Annotated in this window: 12 protein-coding genes; 6 read left to right on the top strand and 6 right to left on the bottom strand. The window is 69.7% G+C overall.

The genetic code is table 11. The features are described 5' to 3' along the window. On the bottom strand, positions 1 to 365 hold a 365-nt coding region (locus Q0C81_RS08055), incomplete at its 3' end, for a GcrA family cell cycle regulator (protein WP_291836166.1). Between the two features lie 347 nt (positions 366 to 712). Here Q0C81_RS08055 and Q0C81_RS08060 point away from each other — a divergent pair. Next, positions 713 to 1,534, top strand: coding sequence for an ABC transporter permease (locus Q0C81_RS08060; RefSeq protein ID WP_291836169.1), 822 nt, complete (start codon positions 713 to 715; stop codon positions 1,532 to 1,534). Between the two features lie 64 nt (positions 1,535 to 1,598). Here Q0C81_RS08060 and Q0C81_RS08065 read toward each other — a convergent pair whose 3' ends face one another. Continuing rightward, complete coding sequence (locus Q0C81_RS08065; protein ID WP_291836172.1) at positions 1,599 to 3,008, bottom strand: alpha/beta fold hydrolase; 1,410 nt, start codon at positions 3,006 to 3,008, stop codon at positions 1,599 to 1,601. A 212-nt stretch (positions 3,009 to 3,220) separates the two neighbouring features. On the opposite strand from Q0C81_RS08065, the gene Q0C81_RS08070 reads away from it, so the two are divergent. After that, positions 3,221 to 4,393, top strand: coding sequence for an aspartate aminotransferase family protein (locus Q0C81_RS08070; RefSeq protein ID WP_291836195.1), 1,173 nt, complete (start codon positions 3,221 to 3,223; stop codon positions 4,391 to 4,393). Positions 4,394 to 4,418: 25 nt separating this feature from the next. Further along, the gene (gene argF, locus Q0C81_RS08075) at positions 4,419 to 5,333 is read left to right on the top strand and encodes an ornithine carbamoyltransferase (RefSeq protein ID WP_291836175.1); all 915 of its coding nucleotides are present in this window, start codon (positions 4,419 to 4,421) and stop codon (positions 5,331 to 5,333) included. A 66-nt stretch (positions 5,334 to 5,399) separates the two neighbouring features. Here the strand turns inward: argF and Q0C81_RS08080 are convergent, their stop codons facing one another. Next, positions 5,400 to 5,909 (bottom strand): pyridoxamine 5'-phosphate oxidase family protein, encoded by a 510-nt coding sequence (locus Q0C81_RS08080; RefSeq protein ID WP_291836177.1) that lies wholly within the window; start codon positions 5,907 to 5,909, stop codon positions 5,400 to 5,402. A gap of 64 nt (positions 5,910 to 5,973) precedes the next feature. Then, entirely contained in the window at positions 5,974 to 6,174 is a 201-nt protein-coding gene (locus Q0C81_RS08085; RefSeq protein ID WP_291836180.1) for a hypothetical protein, read from the bottom strand. A 225-nt stretch (positions 6,175 to 6,399) separates the two neighbouring features. On the opposite strand from Q0C81_RS08085, the gene Q0C81_RS08090 reads away from it, so the two are divergent. From Q0C81_RS08090 to Q0C81_RS08100, 3 genes are all read left to right on the top strand, one after another. Then, a complete protein-coding gene (locus tag Q0C81_RS08090; protein ID WP_291836182.1) occupies positions 6,400 to 9,246 on the top strand; it encodes a hypothetical protein in 2,847 nt (948 codons plus the stop codon). A gap of 116 nt (positions 9,247 to 9,362) precedes the next feature. Then, on the top strand, positions 9,363 to 10,286 hold the full coding sequence (locus Q0C81_RS08095) for a sulfite exporter TauE/SafE family protein (RefSeq protein ID WP_291836184.1): 924 nt from the start codon (positions 9,363 to 9,365) through the stop codon (positions 10,284 to 10,286). A gap of 10 nt (positions 10,287 to 10,296) precedes the next feature. Then, positions 10,297 to 11,106 carry a TIGR02186 family protein gene (locus Q0C81_RS08100; protein ID WP_291836186.1) on the top strand — a complete coding sequence of 270 codons (810 nt, stop codon included), beginning with the start codon at positions 10,297 to 10,299 and terminating at the stop codon, positions 11,104 to 11,106. Here the strand turns inward: Q0C81_RS08100 and hisC are convergent. Together hisC and Q0C81_RS08110 are read right to left on the bottom strand one after the other, a co-directional pair. Beyond that, positions 11,103 to 12,194 (bottom strand): histidinol-phosphate transaminase, encoded by a 1,092-nt coding sequence (gene hisC, locus Q0C81_RS08105; protein WP_291836189.1) that lies wholly within the window; start codon positions 12,192 to 12,194, stop codon positions 11,103 to 11,105. The genes Q0C81_RS08100 and hisC overlap by 4 nt on opposite strands. An 8-nt stretch (positions 12,195 to 12,202) precedes the next feature. Continuing rightward, on the bottom strand, positions 12,203 to 12,761 hold a 559-nt coding region (locus Q0C81_RS08110; protein ID WP_291836192.1), incomplete at its 5' end, for a hypothetical protein.

Below are 12,761 nucleotides of genomic sequence, written 5' to 3' on the forward strand. Positions count from 1 at the left end.
ATCGGCCATTTGCACATGTGGGCGCCCAGGGTCATGACCGTGGCCGTGCCGGGCAGGTCGGGGATCGGCGCCGGGGTCGGGGCGACCGGAACCGCGGCGCGCGGCTGGGCGGCCTCGATACGGCGCGGGGCCGACGGCGCCTGGGTCGGTTGCGCGGCGGGGCGCGGACGCGACGGGCGGAAGGTGGCGCGGGCCGGTTGCGACGGCGCGGCGCGGCCCGACAGGCCCAGACGGTGCACCTTGCCGATCACGGCGTTGCGGGTCACGCCGCCGCCCAGTTGCTTGGCGATCTGACTGGCCGACTGGCCTTCCAGCCACAGCTTCTTCAGTGCGCCGACGCGGTCTTCGGTCCAGCCTGCGGTCATGATCGCCTCCGGGGATTCAACATATGGGGTCGAACCGCCCCCTCGGGGGTCCTGACCTACTCCTAATCGTAAACCACCTGTTAAAAGGCGCAATATGTGGGAATTGGTCCGTCCACAGGAACCACATCTAGTATGGTTAAGGCGGGGCGCCTTGCGCGGTCTCATGGCTGGGACCGTGCGGGGAAGTGATGAGTGGCTAGTGATTAGTGGTTCGCTGCCGCCAGTAGGGGCGTCTGACCGTGAGGCGCCGCGGCAGGCCCTCAGACATCCACTAATCACTCGCCACTCATCACTTCCCATCCGCGCTGCCCCTTGCGCAGCTGCGCTTCCCGCCGCATCTGCGCCCCATGACCGATCTCGCCTCCACGCGCCCGCCCGGGCTCCCGCAGCCGCGCCGCTACAACGGCGTCAACTGGGAAGGGGTGAAGACCCTGTATCTCAAGGAGGTTCGTCGCTTCTGGAAGGTCGGAGCCCAGACCGTGGCCGCGCCTGTGGTCACGACCCTGCTCTACATGCTGGTCTTCGTGGTGGCGCTGAAGGGATCGCGCCCGCCGATCGACGGCACGCCCTTCGCCGAGTTCGTCGCCCCCGGCCTGATCATGATGGCGATCCTGAACAACGCCTTCGCCAACGCCTCGTCCAGCCTGATCCAGGCCAAGATCATGGGCACGGCGACCGACTTCCTCACCCCGCCGCTCAGCCCGCTGGAGCTGACCATCGGCTTCTCGCTGGGCGCCGCGACGCGCGGCATCGCCGTGGGCCTGGTGACCGCCATCTGCGTGCTGCCGTTCGCGAAGCTGGGCGTCACCAACCTCTTCGCCATCCTGTGGTTCGGCCTGACCGCTTCTCTGCTGATGGGCATGCTGGGCGTCTTCGCCGGCCTGTGGGCCGAGAAATTCGATCAGCTGGCGGCGGTCCAGAACTTCCTGATCATGCCGATGACCTTCCTGTCCGGCACCTTCTACCTGGTCGACAACCTGCCCGAGCCGTTCGCCACCATCAGCCACTGGAACCCGATCTTCTACATGATCGACGGTTTCCGCTTCGGCTTCATCGGCCACGCCGAGGGCAACCTCTGGATCGGGGTCGCGATGAGCGCGGTGCTGACCCTGATCATGTCGTACGCCTGCTGGCGCGTGTTCAAGTCGGGCTGGCGTCTGAAGAGCTGAGCCCTGGACCATTGGAGCGAAATCTGAGCCGAGTTGGACTGCGTCCAAGTCAACCGATTTCGCTCTAGGGCGCGGCGGCGCTCAGGCTGAAATCCGCGCCGCGCATCCGGTTGGCGCAGACCACGTCCGGCGCCGCGTCCGGATCACGGAAGAAGGCGACCGCCATCATGCCGCCGCAGCGGTTGAAGCTGGCGCCGTGGCTCAGGCCGGGCATCAACACGAAGGTCGCCTTGGGCATTTGCGCCAACAGCCGTCGGCCCCAGTCCGGCGGGGTGCTCGGATCGAACTCGCCGGCGAAGATCAGTGTCGGGATGTCGGACGTCACCGGCGTATTCTCGATCGCTTCGGCCGGCGCGACGTTCCAGGCCCGGCACATGGCGACCGAGGCGGCGCGGGAATCGGCGCCGCCCAGCCCCCGGTCGGCGGCGACCTGGGCCTCGATCCGCTCGGGCGCCTCGAACGGCGCCTCTTCCGAGCACCAGACCGACAGCCGCAGGCCCCAGGTGAAGCCGGAGGGGCCCTGGGCGCGAGCGACCCATCCGGCCAGTTCCTCCGGCCGCCCGTCGGCGGCTGATCCGACCGCGCGGGGGATCAGGGGGATCAGACGGGGATCCTGCAACGCCAGACCCACGCCCGTCACCGCATCGATCTCGCCGCGCGCGACAAGGGCGCGGAAATCCTCGCGGGCGTCGGGCCAGGCGGCGCTGCAGGCGGGATCGACCGCGCAGTTGTCGAAGACCGCGTTCAGGCTGCGCCAGGTGTTGGCCGTCGCGGCCTCGTCGTAGCCGACTTCGGGCGGCAGGACGGAGTCCAGCACCATTGCGCGGACCGAGCTCGGATGCCGCCGCGCGACCGTCAGCGCCAGCCGTGTGCCGTAGGACAGGGCGTAGAGATTGACCCTGTCGTAGCCCAGGGCGACCCGCAGGGCCTCTATGTCGTCCGCGGCCTCCGCCGAATTGTAGCCGTTCAGGTCGGCGCCGCCCGCGACCAGCGTTGCCCGGCAGGCCGTGGCCGCCGCCGTCAGCCGGGCGTCGGCCTCTACGCCGCGGAGACGTTCGGCGGTGATCACGCCCTTCAGCGCATTGATCTGCGGGCACTCCAGCGCGGGTTGGGCCAGCTTGGCCCCGCGCGGCTCCAGAACCACCTGGTCGCGCAGTTCCAGGAAAGGATTGCTCCGCCCCGACCGCTGGCCCGACAGCGCGCTGTTGCCGGGCCCGCCGGTGAGGAAGATCACCGGATCGTTGGCGGGCGTCTCGGCGCGGCTGCGGAAGATCAGAACGGGCAGGCGGATCATCCGGCTGTCGGCCCGCCCGCGGTTCTCGGGCACGACCAGCACACCGCAGTCGATGCGCTCGTCGGGCGCCACCTCGACCGCGCAGGGGGCGGGCTCGAAGCGCGGCGCCGCCGTCTGGGCATGGGCGACGGCCGGGATGGCGGCGAGGGCCAGTCCGAGGGCGATCAGTTCCGTTTTCAAGGTGGTCGTCTCCGCTCCAGCCGGCGCTACCGTTTCCGCCCGGAGGCCCGGCGGCAACTTAAGGATCGGTAAGGCGCGGCGCGGCTCCGCGTGGTGTTGACTAACCCCGGCGCGCGTCCGACAAGGCCAGACCCTTTTTACCGGCTCCGTCGCGCCTCGCGACGGGGCCGTATCGCTTTTGGAGGTCCAGTCCCGTGTCCCAAGAACATCTGATGGGTGTCTACAACCGCGCGCCGCTGGAGGTGGAGCGTGGTCTGGGCGCGCGTCTGTGGTCCACGGACGGCACGGAATACCTGGACTGCGTCGCCGGCATCTCGACCAACGGCCTTGGCCACGCCCACCCCAAGCTGGTCGCCGCGGTGACCGAACAGGCCGGCAAGCTGTGGCACGTTTCCAACATCTTCCGCATCCCGGGCCAGGAGGCCCTGGCCGATGACCTGTGCGCCAAGTCGTTCGCCGACGTGGTCTTCTTCACCAACTCGGGCACCGAGGCGGTCGAGTGCGCGCTGAAGACGGCGCGCAAGCATCACGTCGCCAACGGAAATCCCGAGCGGATCGACATCTACGGCTTCGACGGCTCGTTCCACGGCCGCACCTACGGCGCGATCAACGCCGCCGCCAACCCGTCCTACACCGAAGGCTTCGGCCCGAAGATGGAGGGCTTCCACCAGCTGGTGTGGGGCGACAAGGACGCGCTGAAGGCGGCGTTCGAGAACCCGACCACGGCTGCGATCATCCTGGAGCCGGTGCAGGGCGAGGGCGGCTGCCGTTCGACCCCGGACGAGGACCTGCGCTGGATGCGCGAGATGGCCGACGCCAACGGCGTGCTGATCATCTTCGACGAGGTCCAGTGCGGCATGGGCCGGACCGGCAAGCTGTGGGCCCATGAATGGGCCGGCATGACTCCGGACATCATGGCCATCGCCAAGGCCCTGGGCGGCGGCTTCCCCATCGGCGCCTGCCTGGCCACGGCCAATGCCGCCAAGGGCATGACGGTGGGCGTGCACGGCTCGACCTTCGGCGGCAACCCGCTGGCCATGGCCGTCGGCCAGGCGGCTTTCGGCGAACTGTCCAAGCCCGAGACCCTGGCCCACGTCAACGAGATCGCCGGCTATCTGAAGCAGCAGCTGCACGGCCTGAAGGAGCGCTTCCCGGACGTCATCGTCGATGTGCGCGGCAAGGGTCTGCTGATCGGCGTCAAACTGGTCCCCAACAACCGCGAATTCATGGGCTGGGCTCGTGACGAACAGCACCTGCTGGTCGCCGGCGGCGGCGACAACTGCGTGCGCATCCTGCCGCCGCTGGTGTTGACCCTCGAAGAGGCCCGCGAGGCCGTCGAACGCTTCGAGAAGACCTGCGAGTTCGCGCGGACCAAGCTGGCCTGAGGCCCTGACAGATCTGGAGGGGCCGATGGTCCGTCACTTCCTCGACATCTATCGGCTTGAAGCCGACGAACTGCGCGCCATCTTGGATGACGCCCACGCCCGCAAACAGGCCCGCAAGGGCTGGCCGCAGGGCAAGGTCGACGCCGACGCGCCGGCCAGGGACCGCGTCCTGGCCATGGTGTTCGAGAAGAACTCGACCCGCACCCGCTTCAGCTTCGACGCCGCCATCCGCCAGCTGGGCGGCTCCGGCATCATCGCCAACGCCGGCGACATGCAGCTGGGCCGCGGCGAACCGGTCGAGGACACGGCCAAGGTGCTGTCGCGCATGGTCGACGCGGTGATGATCCGCGCCAACAGCCATGAAGACGTGGAGCGGTTCGCCCGCGTCGCGACCGTGCCGGTGATCAACGGTCTGACCGACCGCTCGCACCCCTGCCAGATCCTGGCCGACCTGCTGACCATCGAGGAGCATCTCGGGTCGGTGGAGGGCAAGACGATCGCCTGGGTCGGCGACGGCAACAACGTCTGCCACAGCTTCATGCACGCGGCGCCGAAGTTCGGCTTCCGCCTGCAGGTCGCCTGTCCGGCCGAGTACCATCCGGACCTGCACGACCTCGCCCGCGGCGGCGACAACGTCCTGCTGACCTCGGATCCGCGCGAAGCCGTATCCGGCGCCGACGTGGTGGTCACCGACACCTGGGTGTCGATGGGCGATCAGGATTACGAGGCCCGTCTGGAAGCCTTCGACGGCTACGGCGTCGACGACGCCCTGATGAGCCTGGCCCAACCGGACGCGGTCTTCCTGCACTGCCTTCCCGCCCACCGCGGGGAAGAGGTGACGGACTCGGTCATCGACGGTCCGAAGTCGCTGGTCTGGGACGAGGCCGAGAACCGCATCCACGCCCAGAAGGCCGTGCTGGCCTGGTGTTTCGCGCAATAGGGTCGAGGGCTGAGGGTCGAGGGCCGAGACAATCTTCCCTCGACCCTCGCCCCCCGAATCTCATGCCTACTGCAGGTTCACGTCCGCCACGCCGCCCGCGTCGGGAAGGGTCTTGGTGATGTTGGCCTTGGCGACCTCGTAGGCGAATTTGAAGAAGCCGCCCTCGTTGACCCAGACCCGGCCGTCGTCGGCGTCGAAGCGCAGGAGGGTCAGGTGCGGATCGTCCTTGCCCTGCGGATACCAGGCCGCCAGCACCGGGTTCCAGTAGCGGTTGATGATCTCGCGGTCCTGGCCGTGCACCGACAGTTCACCGTGGATGCAGGCCCAGACGTTCTGGTCCTTGGAGCCATAGTGGAACATCGCGCTCTGTCCGCCCGGGAGGCCCGCGTCCTTGGCCAGATCTGTGTCGTCGCGGGTGAAGAACCAGATCGTGCCGGTCTCCTCCTCGCGGAAGGCGGTCATAGGCTGGGCGTGATAGCCCGGCTGGTCCAAGCCCAGCAGACCGGTATTGGACTTCTTCAGGCTGTCCCAGAAATGCTGTTCGGCCTGGTCGGCGGTGAGGGTCTTGTCGCTCATGCGGGTCTCTCCTGATCTCGGGGTTCGGATCAGGAAGGCGCATGGGTGGGGCGGGGTTCCCGGCTCAGTACGTCCGCTGCGGCACGCCCAGCAGGGCCCCGATGTGGATCAGCAGGACGAAGGTCGCTGCGCCGCCCATCACCATGATGAATCGCCACGGCGCCATCCGCACGCTCTGGGTCGGATCCCACGGGCGCGCCCCTCGCCAGCCGGCGAAGACGGTGATCGCCAGGGTGACGGCGGTCAGGGCCAGGGTGGAGGTCATGTCCATCCGCGCCACGTGGACCGCCGGACGCGCCCGCGCAAGGGTTCGAGTCCTTGCCGGGAGGTTAATCTTCACCGTCCGTTAACCACGTTGACGCCATCTATCCGGTGGGTGTGCGGGCTTTCCACAGGAAGATGGCGGAACCCCTACATCTTGGGGTTAACCACACGTTTACACCCCTGATCTGGCGCACTAGCGTCCAGCCAAAGGTCGGGAGTCGAATCAGTGAGCGCAGCCGCGCCGTGGAGCGTGAAGGGGATAGACCCCAAGGCTCGCGAGATCGCCAAGGACCTCGCGCGCCGCTCCGGCATGACGCTCGGCGAGTGGCTGAATTCGATGATCATGGAGGATGGTGACGAGGACGAGGGCTACACGCCCCTGCCGCGCCGTCCCCACGCCGCCGAAATCTTCGACCGTCGCGGCCGCAGCCGCCGGCTGGACGACGCCTATGCGGGTGATGATGTCGGTCATCGCCTCAGCGCCTCGGTCGACGCCATCGCCGCCCGCCTCGAAGCCGCCGAGCGCCGCTCGACCGTCGCGATCCAGGGCGTCGACCAGGCCGTCGCCGGTCTGGTGCGCCGTCTCGAGGCCGCCGATCAGGACGGCCGCCAGTACGGCCGGCGCATCGACGATATCTCCGAGGAGCTGCGCGAGGGCCACCGTCGCCTGCGCAAGTTCGAACAGGAAGTCGGTCCCAAGACCGCCGAGACCTTCGGCAAGATCGAGACCGGCATCGGCGCGCTCGCGGGCCGCCTGTACGACATCGAGGAACGCCAGCGCTCCGGCGTCAACGAGCTGCGCCAGCGCATGGACGCGGTCGAGAAGCTGGCCGGTCCCGGCGCCGGTTCGGACCTGCTGGCCCAGGTCGGCGCCCGGCTGGACCAGGCCCAGGCCCGCACGACCGAGGCTCTGCGCGGCCTCGAACGTTCCTTCGCCCATCTGGACCAGCGGCTGCGCGCCGCCGAGGGCCGGGTCGAGCCCGAGGGCGTCCGCGAGGCCGCCCGCTTCGAGAAGCTGGCCGAGACCCTGAGCCGTCAGGTCGAGTCCAACCGCACCGAGATGATGCGCCGCCTCGACACCGCCGAGGCCGACAACCGCATGGACCGCATCGAGCGGGCCGTGATGGCGCTGGGCGAACAGCTCAAGACTTCCGAGACCCGTTCCGCCGGCGCGGTCGAGGCCATGGGCCGCGAGGTCCTGCGCATCGCCGAGAACCTGAACGGCCGTGTGGCCAAGATCGAACACGGCGCTGACGCCCGCTTCGAGAAGCTGGGCGAGACCCTGAGCCGCAAGGTCGAGGGCGACATGGGCCGTCTGGCCCAGGGTCTGGAACAACGCCTCACCGCCGCCGACGACCGTCACGCCCTGGCGCTGGAGAAGCTGGGCGGCGAGATCACCCGCATCTCGGACCGCCTGAGCGAACGCATCGCCCAGTCCGAGCGCCGGTCGCAGCAGGCGCTGGAAGACATCAGCCGCCGCCTCGCCGACAGCTCCAGCAAGATCGAGCAGAGCTACGACCGCGCCTCCGGCGAACTGGCCGAGCGCATGCGACTGTCGGAAGAGCGCACCGCCGCCCTCATCGCCGAGGCCCGGGAAAACATCGAGCGCCGCGCCGAGGCGCCGAAGCCCGCTCCGGTCGTCGCCCCGGCCGCCGACGCCCAGCCCGACTGGCGCGCCGCCGCCTTCCCGGACGCGGCCTTCCCCGACGCGCCCTTCCAGGGCCAGACCTTCGAGGATCCGGACCCGGTCTATGCCGAGCAGCAGGCCTGGTCGGCTGAGCTGGCGCCGCCCGAGCCCGAACCGGCCCGCGAGGCCTTCGTCCCGGCGACGCCGGACCTGCACGACGACGCCGAGGTCCTGACCGCCGACTCCGTCTTCGACGCGGTCATGCGCGGTCCGCGCACGGCGCCGGAACCGGTCTCGGCGCCGTTCGGCAGCCGCGAGGCGGTCGCCGCCCCCTTCACCGGTTCGCTCACGGAAGAGCTGGACGCCGCGCCGCACACCCCGGTCTTCGCTCCGCCGCCCGCCGCGGCCTCGGCGCCCTTCGGCCATAGCTTCGGCGGCGCCGACGTGTCCGACGCCCTGGCCGCCACGGCGCCCGATGGCTTCGACGCCGGCCCGGACGACTTCGCCGGCGAGACCGACTTCGTCGATCCGCGCGCCCTGCGCGCCGCGGCGGCGCAAGGCCGCGCCGCCAACTCGACCCGTCAGGCCATCGACGCGGCCCGCGCCGCCATGGCCGAGTCCGACACGCCGGCCCCGACCCGTTCGGGCTTCGGCCTGAAGCGCGGCGGCAAGTCGCGTCTGCAGGAGCGACTGGACAAACAGGCCTCGAAAGAGGGCGGCACGGTCCGCAAGGCGCTGGGCGCCTCCGCCGTCGCCGTGGTCCTGACCGCCACCGGCGCCGTGGCCTTCAGCGAGCTTACCGACGCCGGCATCCGCATTCCGGGCCTGTCCATTTCCGACCCCGCCTCCGCAGGGGCCCCGCCGGTCGCGGCGCTCGCCACCGTGGTCGAGGCCTCGCCCGCCGACCTGACCCGCGCCGCCGATCTCTACCAGCAGGCGATCATCCAGCTGGACAGCGACAATCTCCAGGGCGTGGATCTGCTCAAACAGGCCGCCGGGCTCGGCTACGCCCCGGCCCAGCTGCAGCTGGCGGGCCTGTACCAGGACGGCGGCAAGGGCGTGACGGTCGATCCGGCCCAGGCCCGCAACTGGATGAAGCGCGCCGCCCAGGCCGGCGACCCGCGCGGCATGCACGCCTACGGTATGTACCTGTTCCAGGGCGTCGGCGGAGCGGTGAACACCACCGAGGCCATGACGTGGCTGACCAAGGCGGCCGAACAGGGCCTGGTCGACAGCCAGTACAACATCGCCAAGCTGTACGAGACCGGCGAGGGCGGTGTCCGCATGGACCCGCTCGCGGCCTTCAAATGGTATCTGATCGCCTCGCGCGCCGGGGACGGCGACGCCCAGACGGCGGTCGATCGTTTGCGGGCCACGCTGTCGGTCGCGGACCGCGGCAAGGCCCGGGCCGAGGCCGACCGCTTCACGGTCGAACCGGTCGCCTGACGCGATCAGCTAACCTTTCGGGCGCATCGGGTTGCACCTTCGGCCCGGGGCGTTCAGGACAGTTCCACCGTCGCCTTTCGGGCGTTTGACCTCAGTTCCAGCCGAAGGCGCGTCCTTTGGATATCTATCTGCCGATCGCCGAGGTTTCGGTGAACTGGCCGCTCCTGGTTCTGCTGGGGGCGACGGTCGGATTCGTGTCCGGGCTGTTTGGCATCGGCGGCGGCTTTCTCATGGCCCCGATCCTGATCTTCCTCGGCATCCCGCCGTCGGTCGCGGTCGCCAGCCAGGCCAGCCACGTCGTCGCCTCGTCGACCTCCGGCGTCATCAACTACACCTCGCGCAAGCTGGTCGATTACAAGATCGGCGCGATCATGGCCCTGGGCGGGGTCGTGGGCGCCCTGCTGGGCGTCGAGCTGTTCCGCTACCTGCGCCTGCTGGGCCAGGCCGATCTGGCGGTCGCCCTGTCCTATCTGCTGTTCCTGGGGGCCATCGGCGCCCTGATGCTCTACGAGAGCCTCGGCCAGATCCTGCGCCGGGTGCGGGGCGAGGTCGCGCCGCACAAGGAGCGCCGCCGCCCGCTGTGGCTTTACGGCCTGCCCCTGCGCATGCGCTTCCCTCGCTCGGGCCTCTACATCAGCGTCATTCCCCCCATCGGGCTGGGCGTCTTCGTCGGCATGATGTCGGCCATCATGGGCGTCGGCGGCGGCTTCATCCTGGTGCCGGCCATGCTCTACGTTCTGCGCATGCGGGCCCAGGTGGTGGTCGGCACCAGCCTGTTCCAGATCATCATCACCACGGCCATGACCACGGTCCTGCAGGCGGGCCGGAACCAGACGGTCGGCATCGTCCTGTCGACCATCCTCCTGCTCGGCGGGGTCGTCGGGGCCCAGTACGGCGCCCGCCTGTCGGGCCGGTTCCGCGCCGAGGAGCTGCGCGCCCTGCTGGCCATCATCGTCCTTCTGGTCGGCATCTACATGGGGCTGGAGCTGTTCGTGCGGCCCAGCGACCTGTTCAGCTTCGCCCCCGGGATCGCCGAATGAGGATCGCGGAATGATCCAGGCCCTGCCGCCTCCCCCTCCCGCCATAGAGGCCCCCGCGCCCGAGCGATCGGTCGCGACGACGGATCAGGTTCGCGTCGCCGCCGCCATGACCGACGCCCGTGTCATGGTCGACTCCAGCTTCCGCGGCGCCTCCATCGTCCTGTATGGGGCGGTCTTCAATCCGACCGCCCGGCCCGCCGACGTGGTGGTCGTGGTGCGCGGCCCGGACGGCCCTGTCCGCCTGGTCAAGAAGACCCGCAACATGGGCGTCTGGCTGAACAGCCGCCCGGTCCTGTTCGAGGGCGCGCCCGGCTTCTACATGACCGCCTCGACCCGGCCGCTCGGCGACATCGCGGACTTCGGCCAGCTGCGCCGGCTGGGCGTCGGGGTCGACCACCTGCGCATCGCCGCCCCGGAGGAAAGCCGCACCGTCACCCGCTACGGCGTGCGCGATGTGGTCGTCAGCCGCCTGGGCGAAGACTATCTCGACTACCGCCGCGCGGTGATCCGCCTGCGCGAGGCGGCGGCGCTCTACAACAGCGACCCCAAGGGGGTCCAGTTCGTCGACAAGGGCCTGTTCCGCGCCGAGGTCGACCTCCCCGCCGTCGCCCCCACGGGCCAGTATTTCGCCGAGGTCTGGCTGTTCCAGGACGGCGAGCCGGTCTCGGTCTCGAACCTGACCCTGACGGTCGAGAAGGTCGGCATCGAGCGCGACATCTTCGAGTTCGCCCAGCGCCGCCCATGGAGCTACGGCGTCCTCTGCGTCCTGCTGGCCATGTTCACCGGCTGGGCGGCGAGCCGCATCTTCAGGCGGAACTAGCCTGCCGCGAACTCGCTCAGGGCGTCCAGCACGGCGCGGTTCTGGTCTTCCGTGCCGACCGTGATGCGCAGGCAGTCGGGCAGGCCGTAGCCGCCGACCGGGCGGACGATGATGCCCTTGCCGTTCAGATAGTCATTGGCGGCGGCGGCGGTGCGCGCCGGGTCCGGGAAGCGGACCAGCACGAAATTGCCGACGGAGGGGAAGACGTCGAAGCCGAAGCCCTTGATCGCCTGCGTCAGGCGCGGACGCCAGGTCTCGACCAGCTCGCGCGACGCCTTCTGGTGAGCCTCGTCGCCCAGGGCGGCGACGGCGGCCTCGATCCCCGGGATCGAGACGTTGAACGGCAGGCGGATGCGGTCGACCGCTTCGGCCACCTTCAGCGGCGCATAGCCGAAGCCGATGCGAAGGCCGCCCAGGCCGTGGATCTTGGAGAAGGTGCGGGTGACCACGATGTTGTCGGCGTCCTTGGCCAGCGGGAAGCTGGTCTCCCAGTCAGGGGCGCTGACGAACTCGGCATAGGCCTCGTCGATGACCAGCAGGACGTGCGGCGGCAGGGCGGCGTGGAGACGGCGGGTCTCCTCGGCGGTGTTGTAGCTGCCGGTCGGGTTCGACGGGCTGGAGATGTAGACGATCTTGGTCCGCTCATCGACCTGCTCGAGGATGGCCTCGACCTCGGCCTTGAAGCCAGGCTCAGGGGCCAGCTTGACCGAGGCCTGGTTGGCCAGGGCGGAGATGCGGTAGGCAAGGAAGCCGTACTGGCCGGTGACGATGTTGTCGCCGGCGGTCAGATAGGTCTGGTTCAGCAGGGCGAAGACCTCGTCCGAGCCGTTGCCGAAGATCAGGCGTTCGCCTTCCAGCCCGTGATGGGCGGCCACGGCGTCGCGCAGCTTGCCGGCCCGGCCATCGGGGTAGATGTGAATGTTGGCGACCGCCGCATGATAGGCCTCGCGCGCCTTCTCGCCCGCGCCCAGCGCGTTCTCGTTGGACGACAGCTTCATCGGCTCGGCCACGCCCTCGATCTTCGACTTGCCGCCGACATAGGGGGCGATGTCGAGGATGCCGGGCTTGGGCTGGATGGCGTCGGTCATGCGAGCTCTCAGAACAGGGGGGCGGCGCCGATGACGCCGGACAGGGTTCCGGGCGCGCCGTTCAGCCGCCCGTCCTCCGCCTGCACATAGCCCGCCAGCACGAACAGCTTCAAGCCGCCCGCCTCGATCAGCGGCGTGGCGGCCAGTCCGGCGTCGGACAGGGCGTCGAGGATCCGGCTGTTCGGCAGGCCGCTGTCCGTGGCCCAGAAGGTTCGGTCATGGCCGGTCGGGCCGGGCTGGGTCTGCTGCACCAGCAGGGAGCGGGGCAGGCCGGCGCCGTGGTCGGGCAGGGCGGCGACGATGCGCAGCGACGGCTCGGCCAGCAGACGTCCGAACCAGGCGTTCGAGGGCGTCAGGTCCATCAGCGCCCGCGCGCCCTCCCGCACCGCCTTGAGCGCCGCCTCGGGCTTGGCCGCCATCCGCGCCGACAGGCCGTAGCGGTCGGCCGCCAGCACCTGCGGCGCCGGGCCCCAGACGACCAGGGGCGCGCCGGCGGCGGCGTCCAGTCGGCCCAGGACGGAGCGGGCGGCCGCGATCTCGGGCGCGCTCAGGCCCTTGAGCGCCTCC

The sequence above is a fragment of the Brevundimonas sp. genome (assembly GCF_023259385.1).
Classification (GTDB): domain Bacteria; phylum Pseudomonadota; class Alphaproteobacteria; order Caulobacterales; family Caulobacteraceae; genus Brevundimonas.